The following is a 14,913-nucleotide window of genomic DNA, read 5'->3' on the forward strand; positions in this document are numbered from 1 at the left end:
CATGGCGAGCATCGAGGCGAAGACCGGACCAATGACCCACAGCCGCCTGCCCCGGCGCGGCCTGTCCCGCCATGCCCGCCTCGCGCTGGTGTGGCTGGTGCTGGCGGCGGTGCCCTTCGTGGTGCCGAACGCCTACTGGATTTCGCTGGCCAACCTCGCCCTCATCAATCTGGTGCTCATCGCCTCGCTCAACCTGCTGATGGGCTATGGCGGCCAGATATCCCTCGCCCATGCCGGCTTCTTCGGCCTCGGCGCCTATGCGAGCGGCATCCTCAACGTGCGCTACGGCCTGCCGCCCTGGGCCGGGCTGCCGGCGGCGGCCGTCGTCGCCGGGCTCGGCGCGCTCCTCATCGGCATTCCCGCGCTGCGGCTGCGGGGGCATTACCTCGCCATGGCGACGCTGGGGTGGAACGCCATCCTCGTCGTCTTCTTCACCCAACTGGTGGGGCTCACCGGCGGGCCCAACGGCCTCATCGGCGTCGCGCCCTTCTCGATCTTCGGCCATGCCCTGGACACCGAAGCGAAGGCCTTTCCGCTGGCCTGGGCGGTGGCCTTCCTGGTGATGCTCGCCATCTCCAATCTCCTCGCCTCGCGCATCGGCCGCAGCATCCGCGCGGTGGCGACCAACGAGCTGGGCGCGCAGTCGCTCGGTATCGACAGCTTCCGCACCAAGCTCGCCGTCTTCGTGCTCAGCGCCGGCATGGCCGGCATCGCCGGCAGCCTCTATGTCCACATCAACCAGTATGCCTCGCCGGAAACCTTCGGCATCGCGCCATCCATCATGCTCCTCGTGATGGTCGCCATCGGCGGCGCGGGCACCTTCTACGGGCCAATGCTGGGCGCGCTGATCTACACGGCCGTGCCGCAGATTCTGCTCGACTATGAGGATGCCGAACTAATGCTGTTCGGCCTCGGCCTTCTGGTGGTGCTGATCCTCTTCCCCCGCGGCCTCGCCGGCATCCCCGCGGCGCTGGCCGGCCTTGTGCGCAGGAGGCGGGCATGAACACGCCGCGCAGCACCGGTGATCTTCTGGAGGTCGAAGGCCTCACCTGCCGCTTCGCCGGCGTCACCGCCGTGGACGACCTCTCCTTCCGCGTGAAGGCCGGGGAGATCAAGGCGGTGATCGGCCCCAACGGCGCCGGCAAATCCACGCTGTTCAACATGATCGCCGGCGTCACCCGCCCCACCGACGGCGCCATAAAGTTCGACGGCGCGCGCGTCGACCGCCTGCCGACCCACGCGCGCGCCCGCCGCGGCATCGCCCGCACCTTCCAGAATTTGCAGATCTTCCGCGAGATGAGCGTGCTGGAGAACGTGATGGTGGGCCGCCATCTGCGCGGCCGCGCCACCACCCTGTCCGCCCTCCTCCACATCCCGTCCGTGGGCGCCGAGGAACGGGCGATGGAGGCCACCGCCATGGCCCTGCTGGAGCGCTTCGGCCTCGCCGCCAAGGCCGGTCTGCCGGCGGGGTCGCTGGCCTTCGGGCAGATGAAGGTGCTGGAGCTGGCCCGCGCCCTCGCCTCCGAGCCCCGCCTGCTGCTGCTGGACGAGCCCGCCGCCGGCCTGCCCCACGCCGAGGCGGACAAGATGGCCGAGACCATCCGCGACCTGAACCGCGACGGCATGACCGTGCTGCTGGTGGAGCACAACATGCGCATGGTCATGTCGCTCTCCCACGACATTCTGGTGCTCAACAACGGCCGGCGCATCGCCGAGGGCACGGCGGAAGAGGTCCGCCGCCACCCGGAGGTGCTCTCCGCCTATCTCGGCGAGGAGGCGGTCGATGCTTGAGGTGCAAGGCCTCGTCGCCGGCTATGGCGGCACCGATGTGCTGCACGCGGTTTCCCTGAAGGTGGCGCGCGGGCAGTCGGTCTGCCTCATCGGCGCCAACGGCGCGGGCAAGACGACCCTGCTGCGCACCCTCGCCGGCCTTATCCGCCCCACGGCGGGGCGCATCGTGTTCGACGGGGTGGACATCACCAACCTCTCCACCTCCTCCCGCCTGTCGCGCGGGCTGGCGCTGGTGCCGGAAGGGCGCCGCGTGTTCGCGCCCATGACGGTGGAAGAGAATCTGGAGATGGGCGCCTTCCGCCGGCTGTGGCCGCGCCGGGCGCAGGGCGTCGCCGCCGATCTCGACATGGTGTTCGCCCTCTTCCCGCGCCTCGCCGAGCGACGGCGGCAGGCGGCAGGGCTGCTCTCCGGCGGCGAGCAGCAGATGCTCGCCATTGGCCGCGCGCTCATGGGCCGCCCCCGCCTTCTCCTGCTGGACGAGCCCTCCATGGGCCTCGCGCCCAAGGTGGTGCAGGAGATCTTCGCCACCATCCGCCGCCTCAATGCGGAGGGCATGTCCCTCCTCATCGCCGAGCAGAATGCGAGCATGGCCCTGCGTAGCGCCGCCCACGGCTATGTCCTCGCCGAGGGGTCTGTGGTCCGCGACGGCGCGGGCCCGGATCTCCTCCATGACGACGGCGTGCGCGCCGCCTATCTCGGCCTGTGAGTTTTCGGAAATCCCATGCCGCATACCCTCATCGATCCCGCGCTCGAAGCCGAATACGCCCTGCGCCGCCGGCATCCCGAGCGCGAGAGCGTCTATGACGGCCATCGCCGCCTGGGCGCGGCGCTGCGTGCAGTCGGCGGCTGGCGGCTCGACCAGCGCTATGGCCCGGGGTCGCGCTGCCTTCTGGATGCATTCCCGGCGGAGGAAGGGGCCCCGGTGCTGTTCTTCATCCATGGCGGCTACTGGCGGGCGCTGGACAAGTCGGACGTCTCCTTCATCGCCGGTCCCTGCCTCGCCGCGGGGGTGACGCTGGTGGCGCCGGGATATGATCTCGTGCCCGGCGTGCGCGTCGCCGACATCGTGGACGAGATGCGTCTCGCGCTGCGCTGGGTGGTGGACAACCTCAGCCCTTCCCGCATCGTGGTGGCCGGCCATTCGGCGGGCGGACAACTCGCCGCCATGCTAGCGCTCGATCAGGCGGAACGGGGCGACGGCCCCATCTGCGCCCTCGCCGGGCTTTCCGGCGTCTATGATCTGCGCCCCCTGCGGCACACCTCCATCAATGCCGACCTCGGCCTCTCCGCGCTCGAGGCGGCGGCAATGAGCCCGCTGCTGCGCCTCGGCGACCTTCCACCCGGCGCGCGGCTGATGCCGCTGCTGGCCGCCGTGGGGGGCGAGGAGACGGACGGCTTCAAGCGGTGGAGCCGCGATTTCGCCGAGCTGTGGGCAGCGCGTGGCGGCGCCGTGCAGCATATGGAGCCGGCGCGCCGCAACCATTTCACCCTGCTCGATCCCCTGGCCGACGGCGCCGACCCGCTCACCCGCGCGATCCTCGCCCTCGCTCACCCTCCGGAGGCCTGAATGCCCGCCCTCTCGCCCGTGCTCGCCACCCCCGCCGACGCCGCCCTGCCCTACAGCCCCGCCGTGCTGGCGAGCGGCCCGGTGCGCACGCTCTACATTTCTGGACAGGTGGGCATCGACGCTTCGGGGCAGGTGCCGGCGGATTTCGAGGGGCAGGTGCGCGCCGCCTTCGCCAATCTGGAGGCCGTGCTCGCGGCGGCCGGCATGGGGCTCGGCGACCTCGCCAAGGTCACCGCGTTTCTGACCGATCCCGCCGACTATGCCGGCTACGGCGCGCTGCGCACCGCGCTGCTCAAGGGCCACAAGCCGGCCTCGACCCTGGTGATCGCCGCTGCCCTCGCCCGGCCGGAATGGCGGTTCGAGATCGAGGCCGTGGCGGTCGCCGCGGCCTGATCACCTCAGGCCGGAATCCCCTGCCGAAGGGCGAGGAGCGTCAGCGCAATGTCCGACTGGACACCGAGCTTGGCGCGGATCTGGGAGCGGATGTTGGCCACCGTCTTGGGGCTGAGGTTCAGGGTCTCGGCGATGTCGTCGGTGCCCTTGTCGGCGAGGAGCAGCCGCAGCACCTCGAACTCGCGCGGGCTCAGCACCTCCGCGACTGAAGGGGTCTCCTTGAGGCGGGAGAGCGCGAGCTCGTGGTCGATGTCCGGGCTCAACGCCATGCGGCCGGCAAGCACGTCGCGCACCGCGCCGATCAGCACCTCCGGCGGGCTGCTCTTGGTCACGTAGCCCTGCGCCCCAGCGCGGATGGCCTGCACCGCGAAGGCGGCATTCTGGTGCATGGTGAAGACGAGGATGCGCGCCGTCCCGTCCCATTGCCGGATGCGCCGGATGGCCTCCACGCCGCCGAAGCCGGGCAGGGACAGGTCCATCACCACCAGATCGGGCCGTGCTTGCTTGAACAGCCGGTAGGCCTCGGCCCCCTCGCCGGCCTCCGCCACCACGGCGAGGCCGGGCTGGCGGTCCAGAAGGGCGCGGTAGCCCTCGCGCACCACGGCGTGGTCGTCCACCAGCATGATGCGTTGGGTCATGATGTTGCATCCCCGGCCGGGAGCGGGAGCACGGCACGCAGCAGAAGGCCACCGGCGGCTGCGGTCCCGATGGAGAGTTCGCCCCCCATGGCGGCCACGCGCTCGCGCATGCCGAGCAGGCCGAACCCGTCCGCCGCCGGCGCCGGGGAGCCCCGGCCGTCATCCTCCACGGTGAGCGCGACGGCATCGCCTGCCGGCCCCGGTTCGCGGGCGAGGACGAGCTGCACGCGGGACGCCCCGGCGTGCTTCGCGGCATTGGTGATGGCCTCCTGCGCGATCCGGTAGAGGCCAGCGGCGAAGGCCGGCTCCAGCGGATCGAGCCGGCCGGAGACATCGAGGCTGAAGCGGGTCGTGGCGCCGAGCCGGCCGTTCCAGCCGGCGACCAGCCCTTCGAGGCTCGCGACGAGGCCGAGTTCCTCCACCTCCGGCGGCCGCAGGCGCAGAAGCGCACCGCGCAGGGCCTGCATCATGGATTGAGCGGTGCGGCCGATGCTCTGGCATTCCGGCACAAGGGCTGGACAGTCGCGCGCCGCCGTCTGGCCGGCGAGGGCCGCCGCGGCACCGATGGCGGCGAGGCTCTGGCCGAATTCGTCGTGCAGCTCGCGGGCGAGGGAGCGCCGCTCCTCGTCCTGCACCGCGATCAGCCGACGCGTGAGGCTGCGGCTCTCCGCCAATGCAGCCTCGAGCCGCCCCGCGAGCGCGTTGAACACCTGCCCCACCGCCGACAGCTCGGCGAGATCGAAGGCCGGCATGCGGGCGGAGAGGTCGCCATGGGTCAGGCGATCGAGCCCGTCGCGGATGGTGCGGGTGGGCCTGAGCGCCCGCGCCAGAGCGAGATAAACCAGCGCGCACAGCACCAGCAGCATGGCCGCAACCAGCCCGGCGAGGCGGCTCACCTCGCGCCACGCTTTCCCCGCCAGCGTTTCCGGGGCGAGGCTGACGGTGACGACGCCTTCCGTCGCGCCCGCCACCTCCACCGTGCGCTCGGCCGTACCCCGCGCGCCGAACAGGCCATCATAGAGGCGCTGGAACAGCTCCGGCGTGCGCCCGTCGTCCGGCTCGGCGCCGCTGCACAGGCGCTGCAATCCATCGGCGCCGGCGGGACGGAAGGCGATGCACAGGCCCGGCGCCATCAGGGCCGGCGCGAGGCGCTGGAGATCGGGGAACACCCCCGGCGCGCCGCGCACCCACTGCATCTGCTGGCGCTGGAACGCGAGATCGCGGGCCATCAGATCGGCGATGCGGGCCACCTGCGCCTCGCCCGCCCGCGCGCCGTCGAGGAGCAGCCAGCCCACCGCCCCGGCGAGGCACAGCGCCATCAGCGCGGCGATCTGGAGGGTCAGCCGGAGCTTGAGGTCGAGCCGGGAACGGGTCATCGGTTCACTCGCAGGCGGACATCGCGGCAGCGGCCGCGATGCCGGTGCAAGACCTTAGGGACGCCGGCGCGCGGGCGGAAGATCGCCGGCGCACGTCGGGAAATCTTCCCGGCCCCCGGCGTGAACCCGTCCCTGGTCGGGGGGCGGCCCCGGCGGCACGCTCAGGCCATCAGACCGGAGACACGACGATGGCGCTGCGCCCCTTCCCGTTCCTGCCCGCCCTCGCTTTCCTCGCGACGCTCGCCGGCGGCGCCATGGCCGGCGAGCCGCCGGGCGTGGCGATCATCGATTTCACCTACAGCGACTCCTCCGGCGAGCCGCGCGACCAGACCGCCGAGCATCAGGCACGGCTGAAGGCCTTCATGGCCGCCCTCGCCACCGACCTTGCCGCCGGCGGACGCCTGCGCGTGGTGACGCCCCGCTGCGATCCCGCCCCCTGCATCCTCACGGCCGGCGCGGTGCCCGAGCTGGCCGAGGCGGCAAAGCAGGCCGGCGCCGACCTGCTCGTGGTCGGCGGCATCCACAAGATGAGCACGCTGGTGCAGATGGCCAAGGTGGAGGTGGTCGCGGTGAAGGCCGGGCGCGTGGTGTTCCAGAAGCTCTACACCTTCCGCGGCGACACTGACGAAGCATGGCGCCGGGCGGAATCCTTCATCGCCGGCCAGATCCTGACCGTTCCGCAGGATTGAACCGCGTCCGCTCACGCCAAGGGAGACCCCCATGCCTTGCCAGACCGCACCGAAACGCCTCCGTCCTGTCATCGCGCTGCTTCTCGGCCTCGCCGCACCCGCCGGGGCGGCGGAGAATGCCCCAACCCGCGTGGCGGTGTTCGCTTTCGAGCTGGATGACTTGAGCGGCGGTGCCGGGGTCGCCGGGGATGCAGCCTCCGACCGCCGCCATCTCGACGAGGCGACGGAGGAGGCCCGGCGGCTGGTCGCCGCCAATTCGCGCTATGCGCTGGTCGACGTCGCGCCGGCGGCCGGCGAAGAGGTGCGCACACGTACGCTTTATCGTTGTCACGGCTGCGACGCTGAGGTCGCCCGCGTCCTTGGCGCCGACCTCTCGCTTGTGGGGGTCGTCACCCGCATCAGCCGCACAGAGTTCACGCTGCGGATCGAGCTGCGGGACGCACGCACGGGCGAACTCGTCATGTTACGTTCGAGCGGGCTGCGCATGGGGGCGGACTATGCCTGGTCGCGCGGCGCCCGTTCGGTTGTGCGGCAGGCGTTCGCCGAACCGCATTAAGGCGGCGCCTCAACGCCCGCGCTGGTCCCAGCGGCCGCCCATGGTGTTGACGAGGTGGACGTAGTCGAACAGGTCGCTCAGCATGAAGTGCCGGTTCTCGATGGTCGTCATGTGCGCCACCGTGTGCGGATCGCCCTCGAGATAGCGGAAGGCCGTGGAGCGGAACTGCTCCGGCAGGGCCAGATTGAAGGGCGAAGGCTGGGTCAGCATGCGGCAGATCTGGTCGAACAGCAGGCGGAAGCGCTCGTCCTCGGGGTCCATGTAGACATCCCCGAAATCCTCTTTGTAGCGACCGAAGAGTGCGAGATAGTCGTCGGCGTCCGGCTTTTGCTGCATCGGGCTTCCTCCCTTGGCTCCTCCGCCAGGGCGCAAACAAGTTCAATGCCAGACGCCGCCGCTTCGCACACGAGGGACACCAGGTCGCGGGCCTGTCGCGGGCCAACCGCTGGCCCCTGCCCCGCTCCGCGCATTCGGGGGCTTCGGTGAAAAGCGCTATGCTCCCTTGCGAGAAAGTGCCATTGACGATCGACCTGTCGGCAAGCTCGGGATGCCCCTTTGAATACAGCGTTGAAGGAGAATGAGCGGCTCAAGGCGCTCGCCAGCTTCAATATGCTGGACAGCCCGAGAGAGCGGGATTTCGACGAGATTGCCGAATTGACCTCGCGCATCTGCGAAACGCCGATCGCCGTCGTGAACTTCATCGCCGAACATCGTCAGTTCTTCAAGGCCGAGGTCGGCCTGGGGGTCCGCGAGACGCCCCTGGACAGCTCGTTCTGCGCCAAGGCGATCCTGGAACAGGAGTTTCTTCTCGTTCCTGACGCGACCCAGGACCCGCGCTTTGCCTGCAATCCCCTGGTCACGGGGGAGCCGAACCTGCGCTTCTATGCAGGCGCGTTATTGAAGACCACCGAAGGCCATGCCATCGGCACCCTGTGCGTCTTGGACTACCAGCCCCGGCAGCTTTCCCAGCTTCAGCAGGACACCCTCAAGGTGCTCGCCCGTCAGGTCATGCGGCAGCTGGAGCTCCGGCAGGCCCTGCGCGAGCGTGACGAAGCGCAGAAGCAGCAGGCCATCCTGAATGCCGAGATCACCCACCGGATGAAGAATACGCTGGCCATGGTTCAGGCCATTGCGACCCAGACGCTCAAGAGCGTGCAGGAGCGCGACGCGGTCGATGCCCTCTGCCGGCGGATCGCGGCCATGGGCATCGCGCACGACCAGTTGCTCCAGCAGGACTGGATGGCCGCCTCCATGATGAGCGTCGTGCGACCGATGCTCGAACTTCATGGGGACGACGGCCGCATCGCGACATCCGGCCCCGATATCGAACTCGGTCCGAAGACCACGCTCTCGCTCTCCCTGCTCCTTCACGAGCTGGCGACAAACGCGGCCAAGCATGGGGCGCTGTCCGTACCCGGCGGCAAGGTCGACCTGTCGTGGACGATCGACGAAGAGGCGGGCGAGCCGACGCTTCGGATGAGCTGGCAGGAGTCGGGTGGCCCGATGGTGAGCGAGCCCGGCCGGCGAAGCTTCGGGTCTCTTCTGATCGAGATGGGACTGCTCGGGAAGGGCGGCGTCGTGAAGGCGTGGATGCCGTCCGGGCTGGTGGCGCGGTTTGAGGCGCGCATGGCGGACGTTCAAAGACGCTGAGACCGCCAACGGACGAAACCAGGCCGCGACGCGGCCGCCGCCGCTGAGCTTTACGAGAGCAGCCGCCCCACCAGCACGCCGGCCGCAGCGGCGGAGGCGGCGATGGCCAGCGTTTCCGCCGTGGCGCGCACGATGGAGCGCTTCCCCACGATGCCGCGGCCGATGCCCAGCGCCACCAGCAGCACCGTCGTCAGCACCAGCGAGACGATGCGCGCCTGGTCCATGGGCAGGAAGGCGAAGGGCAGCACCGGCGTGAAGCCGGCGAACAGGTCCGAGACGAACATCCAGAAGGCGTGCGAGGTCGGGCTTGCGCCGTCGTCCGCCTCGTCGAGTTCGGAACGCAGGCCGAGGGTGGCGCGCGGCGCGCGCTTCAGCGCCTCTGACACCTGCGCCACGTCGGCCGCCGCCATGCCGCCGCGGGTGAGGGCCGCCGCGACGGTCTCCACCTGCGCGGCGGCCTCCGTCGCATCCACCGGCCCTTTGCGGCGCGCGCGGCGGGCGTCGCGCACCGATTCCGCATCGAGATAGCTGCCCGCCATCATGGACACGGCCGCCGCAGCCGCGCCGGTGGCGCCGGCGATCAGCACCGCACGGGGATCGTTGGTGCTCATGGCGACGCCGAAGACGAGGCCGAAGATGGAGACGGTGCCGTCCTCCATGCCGAACACCACATCGCCGATGGACGCCTTGAGCGAGGCGACGACGCGCGACGGCAGCGACATGATGCGTTTCTCCAGCCCGATCCTGACAGCCTCGCTGCTCATGACACGGCCGGCAAGCTGACGAAAGGGCATTCCAATTCCTTTAGCGTTCCTTTCAGGAATGAAAGCCGACTGAAAGCTGCATGGGTTTATCCGTGTTGGCGTGGAGAAGCCGGCCGTCTCATAAGCGCCGCAGGTCCACCACCGGGAAACGCGGGCGCAGGGCGCCCTCAAGGGAAGGGCATCACATGCTGAAATCCTCTGCTCGCATTCTTGCGCGCGGTCGCCTGAAGGCGCTCGCCGGCGCGGCCGTCATTGCCGCCGGCCTGCTCGGCCCGGCCGCCGCTCATGCTGAGAAGCTGACCATCATCGTCGGCGGCATGGAAAAGCAGATCTACCTGCCCGCCGCCCTCACCAATGCGCTCGGCTACTTCAAGGACGAAGGGCTCGACGTGGAGCTCATCAATTCCCGCGCGGGCGTCGAGGCGGAGAACGAACTGCTCGCCGGCGCCGTGCAGGGCGTGGTGGGATTCTACGATCACACCATCGACCTCCAGGCCAAGGGCAAGTTCATCACCTCCGTGGTGCAGTTCAGCCAGGCGCCCGGCGAAGTGCAGATGGTGGCGACCAAGTATGCCGACCAGATCAAGTCGCCGGCCGACTTCAAGGGCCGCACGCTGGGCGTGACCGGCCTCGGCTCCTCCACCGATTTCCTCACCCGCTATCTCGCCTTCAAGGGCGGCCTGAAGCCGGGCGACTATTCCCTGCTGCCGGTGGGCGCGGGCAACACCTTCATCGCCGCCATGAAGCAGGACCAGATCCAGTCCGGCATGACCACCGAGCCGACGATCGGCCAGCTGGTGAAGATGGGTGTCGCGAAAATCCTCATCGACATGCGCACGCCGGAGAAGACCGTGGCGGCCCTCGGCGGCCTTTATCCGGCCGCCTCCTTCTACGTGCAGGCAAGCTGGCTGGAGAGCCATCCCAAGGAGGCGCAGAAGCTCGCCAATGCCTTCGTGCGCACCATGCGCTTCATCGCCAGCCACTCGGCGGCGGAGATCGCGGAGAAGATGCCGAAGGACTATTACGTCGGCGACAAGGACCTCTACATCCAGGGTCTCGCCGAGGGCAAGGCGCAGTTCACGCCGGACGGCCGCATGCCCGCCGGTGGTCCCGAGACGGTGCTGAAGGTGCTGGAGGCGTTCTCCAAGAACGTGCAGGGCAAGGCCATCGACCTGTCCAAGACCTACACCACCACCTACGTGGACAACGCCGCCAAAACCCTCGGCAACTGACGCTCGGCACCTGACCCGCGTCCGCTGACCCCGGCGCTGCGGCCTCGTCGCGGCGCCCCTCATCACACCCCGAAAGAATTGAGGTCGCCGCGCCCCGTGCCGGCGGCGGGAGGAAACTCATGTCCCTTCAGACCCTCGACCCTGCCCGCCCGGCAGCGGTGCCCGGAGCCTTCACGGCCGCCGGCCTCGGCCCGGCCATCGAGCTCGACAACGTCACCCGCCGGTTCCTGACGCCCGACGGCAAGTCCATGACGGCGCTCCGGGATTTCAACATGAGCGTGGACCGCGGCGAGTTCGCCTGCGTGGTCGGCCCCACCGGCTGCGGCAAGTCCACGACGCTTAACCTCGTCACCGGCCTCGCCAAGCCCAGCGCCGGCGAAGTGCGGGTCATGGGCCAGCCGGTCAACGGCATCCATAAGGACGTGGGCTTCGTCTTCCAGGCGGATGCGCTGTTCCCCTGGCGCTCGGTGCTGGACAACGTGGCCGCTGGCCCGCTCTATCGCGGCCTGCCCAAAGCCCAGGCCTATGAGAAGGCGCGCGACTGGATCGCCCGCGTGGGCCTCGCCCGCTTCGAGAGCCACTACCCGCACCAGCTTTCCGGCGGCATGAGGAAGCGCGTGGCCCTCGCGCAGACCTTCATCAACGAGCCAAAAATCCTGCTCATGGACGAGCCCTTCTCGGCCCTCGACGTGCAGACCCGCACCAACATGCAGGACGAGCTGCTCAGCCTGTGGTCCGGCTCCGGCGCCTCGGTGGTGTTCGTGACCCATGACCTGGAAGAGGCCGTTGCCCTCGCCGACAAGGTCTATGTGCTCACCGCCGGCCCGGCCACGGTGAAGAGCGTCTACACCATCGACCTGCCGCGCCCCCGGGTGATGGCGGAAATCCGCTACGACGCCGCCTTCGTCGAACGCTGCCGCACCATCTGGGACGACCTGCGCGAGGAAGTGCAGATCGGCCAGCAGCGCACGCTCGACACCGGCCACTGAACGGGAGGAACGACCATGACCATGCAGGCAGACGCCGCTTCCGCCCCCTTCGCCGCCGCCCGCGCGGTGCCCACCGAGGCCGAGATCGAGGCCAAGGCCCGCGCCCGGCTGAAGGCCCGCCGCGCCCTCGTCATCTCGCTGCGCATCGCCATCCTCGTCGCCGTGCTCGGCATCTGGGAAATCGGCGCGCGCACCGGCTTCATCGACCCGTTCTTCTTCGCCAGCCCCTCCGGCATCGCCGAGCAGATCTGGGTGTGGATGACGGAAGGCACCTCGCAGGGTCCGCTCTGGGTGCAGATCATGGTGACGCTGGAGGAGACCATCCTCGGCTTCTTCATCGGCGCCGTGGGCGGCATCGTGTGCGGCATCGTTCTCGGCCGCAACAAGCTGCTGGCGGACGTGTTCTCCATCTACATTAAGATCGCCAATTCCATCCCGCGCGTGGTGCTCGGCTCCATCTTCATCATCGCGCTGGGCCTCGGCATGGCGTCCAAGGTGGCGCTGGCGGTGGTGATGGTGTTCTTCGTGGTGTTCGCCAACGCCTTCCAGGGCGTGCGCGAGGCCGATCGCGCCATGATCGCCAACGCCCAGATCCTCGGCGCCTCGCCCTTCCAGATCACCACGAGCGTCATCATCCCCTCGGCCATGAGCTGGATCCTGGCCTCGCTCCACGTCTCCTTCGGCTTCGCGCTGGTGGGTGCCGTGGTGGGCGAATTCCTCGGTGCCAAGCAGGGCGTCGGCCTCCTGATCGCCACCGCGCAGGGCGCGTTCAACGCCAACGGCGTGTTCGCAGCCATGATCATCCTCGCGGTGGTGGCGCTGGTGATGGAATTCCTCATCACACTGGTGGAGAACCGTCTCGTGAAGTGGCGGCCGGTGCCCTACAGCGAGCAGAATTGAGGGCTTGATCCCTCACGCACGACGGCCCCGGATGACCTCCGGGGCCGTTTGCATTTCGGGCACCCGGACCAGCGACGGCGTGCGCCGGAGAGCAGATCCGGGGGTCCAGGGGAAAATCCGGCGAAGCCGGCGGGGCTGGGTGTTATTGCCGCCTTCGGCAGACCCTTGGTTGGGCCCCGGCTCGCATTCCACTTCGTTGCATGCGTCCGGAGCGCGAGAGCCGGGTCACACGCCCGGCAGCCGCATCTCCACCCTCAGCCCGCCCGCCGCCGCCGTGCCGAGGATCAGTACGCCGCCCGCGCCATCCACCACCTCGCGCACGATGGAGAGGCCGATGCCGGAGCCCTCCCCCGGCGTGCCCGGCACCCGGTAGAAGCGCTCGAACACCTTGTCGCGCTCCTCGGGCGGAATGCCCGGCCCGGAATCCTCCACCACCAACACAGCCTCGGGACCCGCCTTCCCTGCCCCGCCATCCACCGTGACGGTGACGCTGCCGCCCTTCGGCGTGTAGCGCAAAGCGTTCTCCACGAGGTTCACCACCGCCTCCCGCATCATGGCGCCATCGCCGCGCGTGACGGCAGGGGCATTCACATCGAGGCCGAGGTCAATGTCCCGCTCCACGGCGAGATGAGCGAGCCCCTCCAGCACCTGCCGGGCGGACTGGGCGAGGTCGATGTCCTCGTCGCGCGGGCGGCGGCTGCCCGGCTCGGCGCGGGACAAGGTGAGGAGCTGGGCGGCAAGGCGGGCGAGGCGACGGGTGCTTTCCTCGGCGCCCGCCAAAGCCTCCGCCCGCTCGGCAGCCTCCCCGGTGCGGCGGGCGAAGGCCACCTGCGTGGCGAGCAGCGCCAGCGGCGTGCGCAGCTGGTGGGCGGCATTGGCGACGAAGCGGCGCTGCGCCGCCATCTGCCCGGCGACCCGGCCCATATAGGTGTTGAGCGCGGCCACCAGCGGGCGCAGCTCGCTCTGCACGGCGTGGTCCGGCAAAGGGGAGAGATCGTCCCGCCCCTTCTCCATCACCGCCTCGCGCAGCCGCATCAGCGGCGCCAGCCCCCGCCCGAGGCCGATGATCACCAGCACGCCGGCCGCCACCAGCAAGATGAGCTGCTGGCCGAAATTGCCCACCCACAATTCCCGCACCATGGCCGCGTGGCCGGCGAGGGTGACACCGACCACCACCGTCACCCGCTCCCCGTCGGTGGCGCCCACCAGCGGATAGGACAGGGCCGCGAGCCGCAGATCATTGCCGCGATAGCTGCCGGTGAAATGCACCGGCGCGCTCGCCTTCGGAGGCGGCTCGGGCAGCGGCAGATCGGGATAGCCGGTGAGCAGGCGTCCTGCGGCAGTGTCCACCCGGTAGAATACCCGGTCCCGGTGGCCGGTATCGAACATCTCCAGCGCCACCGGCGGGACGATGGCATCGATGACGCCCCGATCAATGCGCACATCCTCGGCGATGGCGCGCACCGAGGCATCCAGCGTGCGGTCGGTGACGAGATCGGCGGTGGCGCTCGCCTGCCGCCAGCTGGTAAAGACGTTCACCGCCACGAGCCCCGCCAGCGGCAGCAGCAGCCACCGCAGGAGCTGGAGGCGGAGGCTGTCAATGCGCATGCTGCAACAGATAGCCGAGCCCGCGCAGGGTCACGATCCGCACGTCGGAGCCCTCCAGCTTCTTGCGCAGGCGATGGACGTAGATCTCGATGGCGCTGGGGTCGGCGAGATCGTCGAGGCCGAAGATGCTCTGCGAGAGCTGGGCCTTGCTCACCGTCTGCCCGGCCTTGATGAGGAGGGCCTCCAGCACCGCATGCTCGCGCGGGGTCAGCGCCAGCGGCTCGGGGCCGAGGCGGAACAGGCGGGTGTTGGTGTCGAAGGCGAGCGTGCCGCAGGTGATGACCGGATCGGGCCGGCGTGCCGAGCGGCGCAGTTGCACGCGGATGCGCGCCTCCAGTTCGGCGATGTCGAAGGGCTTGGCGAGATAGTCGTCCGCCCCCTCGTCCAGCCCGGCCACCCGCCCGTCGAGGCTGGCATTGGCGGTGAGGATGATGACCGGCACCGCATTGGCCCGGCTGCGCAGGCGCTTCAGAAGCTGCATCCCGCCCATGCCGGGCAGGCCGAGGTCGAGAATGACGAGATCATAGGTCTCGAGGCTCAGGGCCTGGTCGGCCGCCTCCCCGTCGTTCAGCACGTCAACGACGAAATTGTCCCGCCGCAGGATCTTGGCGAGCCAGTCGGCAAGCTCGTGATTGTCCTCGACCAGCAGGAGACGCATGAAACAGGTGCCCGGCCGCCCCGGCGGCGACGCCCCAGTCTCGCCGTGCGGCGCCAGCCGATCAAGGGTGGGGGCATAGAGCATGCCGGCGCCAAGACCAGG

The 14,913-nt window shown here is 69.6% G+C and carries 17 protein-coding genes; 11 read left to right on the top strand and 6 right to left on the bottom strand.

Annotated features, from left to right (window positions below; genetic code table 11):
• The first annotated feature begins 1 nt into the window (after position 1).
• Genes FHT36_RS02895 through FHT36_RS02915 form a run of 5 tightly spaced genes read left to right on the top strand, consistent with a single transcriptional unit; the run spans position 2 to position 3,751 of the window.
• Positions 2-1,003, top strand: a complete 1,002-nt coding sequence (locus FHT36_RS02895; protein ID WP_169120971.1) for a branched-chain amino acid ABC transporter permease — start codon at positions 2-4, stop codon at positions 1,001-1,003.
• Positions 1,000-1,791 carry an ABC transporter ATP-binding protein gene (locus tag FHT36_RS02900; RefSeq protein ID WP_169120972.1) on the top strand — a complete coding sequence of 264 codons (792 nt, stop codon included), beginning with the start codon at positions 1,000-1,002 and terminating at the stop codon, positions 1,789-1,791. The genes FHT36_RS02895 and FHT36_RS02900 overlap by 4 nt, the downstream gene beginning before the upstream one ends.
• Positions 1,784-2,497: an ABC transporter ATP-binding protein gene (locus FHT36_RS02905; RefSeq protein ID WP_169120974.1), complete on the top strand. Its 714-nt coding sequence runs from the start codon at positions 1,784-1,786 to the stop codon at positions 2,495-2,497. The genes FHT36_RS02900 and FHT36_RS02905 overlap by 8 nt, the downstream gene beginning before the upstream one ends.
• A 15-nt stretch (positions 2,498-2,512) precedes the next feature.
• Positions 2,513-3,358, top strand: a complete 846-nt coding sequence (locus FHT36_RS02910) for an alpha/beta hydrolase (RefSeq protein ID WP_169120976.1) — start codon at positions 2,513-2,515, stop codon at positions 3,356-3,358.
• Positions 3,359-3,751, top strand: a complete 393-nt coding sequence (locus FHT36_RS02915; protein ID WP_169120978.1) for a RidA family protein — start codon at positions 3,359-3,361, stop codon at positions 3,749-3,751.
• 5 nt (positions 3,752-3,756) lie between these two features.
• Here the strand turns inward: FHT36_RS02915 and FHT36_RS02920 are convergent, their stop codons facing one another.
• Together FHT36_RS02920 and FHT36_RS02925 are read right to left on the bottom strand one after the other, a co-directional pair.
• Positions 3,757-4,389: a response regulator transcription factor gene (locus FHT36_RS02920; RefSeq protein ID WP_246701982.1), complete on the bottom strand. Its 633-nt coding sequence runs from the start codon at positions 4,387-4,389 to the stop codon at positions 3,757-3,759.
• Positions 4,386-5,765, bottom strand: coding sequence for a histidine kinase (locus FHT36_RS02925; protein ID WP_169120980.1), 1,380 nt, complete (start codon positions 5,763-5,765; stop codon positions 4,386-4,388). Before FHT36_RS02925 ends, FHT36_RS02920 begins: the two co-directional genes overlap by 4 nt.
• Before the next feature lie 188 nt (positions 5,766-5,953).
• Between FHT36_RS02925 and FHT36_RS02930 the strand changes: the two genes are divergently transcribed.
• Positions 5,954-6,454 (top strand): DUF2380 domain-containing protein, encoded by a 501-nt coding sequence (locus FHT36_RS02930; protein ID WP_169120982.1) that lies wholly within the window; start codon positions 5,954-5,956, stop codon positions 6,452-6,454.
• Between the two features lie 31 nt (positions 6,455-6,485).
• A complete protein-coding gene (locus FHT36_RS02935; RefSeq protein WP_169120984.1) occupies positions 6,486-7,010 on the top strand; it encodes a DUF3280 domain-containing protein in 525 nt (174 codons plus the stop codon).
• Positions 7,011-7,019: 9 nt separating this feature from the next.
• Here the strand turns inward: FHT36_RS02935 and FHT36_RS02940 are convergent, their stop codons facing one another.
• Positions 7,020-7,346 (bottom strand): hypothetical protein, encoded by a 327-nt coding sequence (locus tag FHT36_RS02940; RefSeq protein ID WP_169120986.1) that lies wholly within the window; start codon positions 7,344-7,346, stop codon positions 7,020-7,022.
• A gap of 231 nt (positions 7,347-7,577) precedes the next feature.
• Here FHT36_RS02940 and FHT36_RS02945 point away from each other — a divergent pair, with 231 nt between their 5' ends.
• A complete protein-coding gene (locus tag FHT36_RS02945; RefSeq protein WP_246701983.1) occupies positions 7,578-8,660 on the top strand; it encodes an HWE histidine kinase domain-containing protein in 1,083 nt (360 codons plus the stop codon).
• Between the two features lie 50 nt (positions 8,661-8,710).
• On the opposite strand, the gene FHT36_RS02950 is transcribed toward FHT36_RS02945, so the two are convergent.
• Entirely contained in the window at positions 8,711-9,382 is a 672-nt protein-coding gene (locus FHT36_RS02950; RefSeq protein WP_169120988.1) for a VIT1/CCC1 transporter family protein, read from the bottom strand.
• A 227-nt stretch (positions 9,383-9,609) separates the two neighbouring features.
• On the opposite strand from FHT36_RS02950, the gene FHT36_RS02955 reads away from it, so the two are divergent.
• From FHT36_RS02955 to FHT36_RS02965, 3 genes are all read left to right on the top strand, one after another.
• Positions 9,610-10,656 (top strand): ABC transporter substrate-binding protein, encoded by a 1,047-nt coding sequence (locus FHT36_RS02955; protein WP_169120990.1) that lies wholly within the window; start codon positions 9,610-9,612, stop codon positions 10,654-10,656.
• 119 nt (positions 10,657-10,775) lie between these two features.
• Complete coding sequence (locus FHT36_RS02960; RefSeq protein WP_246701984.1) at positions 10,776-11,645, top strand: ABC transporter ATP-binding protein; 870 nt, start codon at positions 10,776-10,778, stop codon at positions 11,643-11,645.
• A gap of 15 nt (positions 11,646-11,660) precedes the next feature.
• Positions 11,661-12,545 (top strand): ABC transporter permease, encoded by an 885-nt coding sequence (locus FHT36_RS02965; protein ID WP_371745082.1) that lies wholly within the window; start codon positions 11,661-11,663, stop codon positions 12,543-12,545.
• A 225-nt stretch (positions 12,546-12,770) separates the two neighbouring features.
• On the opposite strand, the gene FHT36_RS02970 is transcribed toward FHT36_RS02965, so the two are convergent.
• A complete protein-coding gene (locus FHT36_RS02970) occupies positions 12,771-14,153 on the bottom strand; it encodes a sensor histidine kinase (RefSeq protein WP_169120992.1) in 1,383 nt (460 codons plus the stop codon).
• The gene (locus tag FHT36_RS02975; protein ID WP_169120994.1) at positions 14,143-14,811 is read right to left on the bottom strand and encodes a response regulator; all 669 of its coding nucleotides are present in this window, start codon (positions 14,809-14,811) and stop codon (positions 14,143-14,145) included. The genes FHT36_RS02970 and FHT36_RS02975 overlap by 11 nt, the downstream gene beginning before the upstream one ends.
• Between the last annotated feature and the right edge of the window lie 102 nt (positions 14,812-14,913).

The sequence above is a fragment of the Xanthobacter sp. SG618 genome, assembly GCF_012932745.1.
Classification (GTDB): domain Bacteria; phylum Pseudomonadota; class Alphaproteobacteria; order Rhizobiales; family Xanthobacteraceae; genus Xanthobacter; species Xanthobacter flavus.

Coding starts and splice junctions, on each gene's coding strand:
- FHT36_RS02895 (WP_169120971.1), top strand. CDS start 2: ATGGCGAGCATCGAGGCGAAGACCGGACCAATGACCCACAGCCGCCTG.
- FHT36_RS02960 (WP_246701984.1), top strand. CDS start 10,776: ATGTCCCTTCAGACCCTCGACCCTGCCCGCCCGGCAGCGGTGCCCGGA.
- FHT36_RS02925 (WP_169120980.1), bottom strand. CDS start 5,765: ATGACCCGTTCCCGGCTCGACCTCAAGCTCCGGCTGACCCTCCAGATC.
- FHT36_RS02920 (WP_246701982.1), bottom strand. CDS start 4,389: ATGACCCAACGCATCATGCTGGTGGACGACCACGCCGTGGTGCGCGAG.
- FHT36_RS02950 (WP_169120988.1), bottom strand. CDS start 9,382: ATGTCGCTGCCGTCGCGCGTCGTCGCCTCGCTCAAGGCGTCCATCGGC.
- FHT36_RS02975 (WP_169120994.1), bottom strand. CDS start 14,811: ATGCGTCTCCTGCTGGTCGAGGACAATCACGAGCTTGCCGACTGGCTC.
- FHT36_RS02905 (WP_169120974.1), top strand. CDS start 1,784: ATGCTTGAGGTGCAAGGCCTCGTCGCCGGCTATGGCGGCACCGATGTG.
- FHT36_RS02930 (WP_169120982.1), top strand. CDS start 5,954: ATGGCGCTGCGCCCCTTCCCGTTCCTGCCCGCCCTCGCTTTCCTCGCG.
- FHT36_RS02955 (WP_169120990.1), top strand. CDS start 9,610: ATGCTGAAATCCTCTGCTCGCATTCTTGCGCGCGGTCGCCTGAAGGCG.
- FHT36_RS02900 (WP_169120972.1), top strand. CDS start 1,000: ATGAACACGCCGCGCAGCACCGGTGATCTTCTGGAGGTCGAAGGCCTC.
- FHT36_RS02940 (WP_169120986.1), bottom strand. CDS start 7,346: ATGCAGCAAAAGCCGGACGCCGACGACTATCTCGCACTCTTCGGTCGC.
- FHT36_RS02910 (WP_169120976.1), top strand. CDS start 2,513: ATGCCGCATACCCTCATCGATCCCGCGCTCGAAGCCGAATACGCCCTG.
- FHT36_RS02915 (WP_169120978.1), top strand. CDS start 3,359: ATGCCCGCCCTCTCGCCCGTGCTCGCCACCCCCGCCGACGCCGCCCTG.
- FHT36_RS02935 (WP_169120984.1), top strand. CDS start 6,486: ATGCCTTGCCAGACCGCACCGAAACGCCTCCGTCCTGTCATCGCGCTG.
- FHT36_RS02970 (WP_169120992.1), bottom strand. CDS start 14,153: ATGCGCATTGACAGCCTCCGCCTCCAGCTCCTGCGGTGGCTGCTGCTG.
- FHT36_RS02965 (WP_371745082.1), top strand. CDS start 11,661: ATGACCATGCAGGCAGACGCCGCTTCCGCCCCCTTCGCCGCCGCCCGC.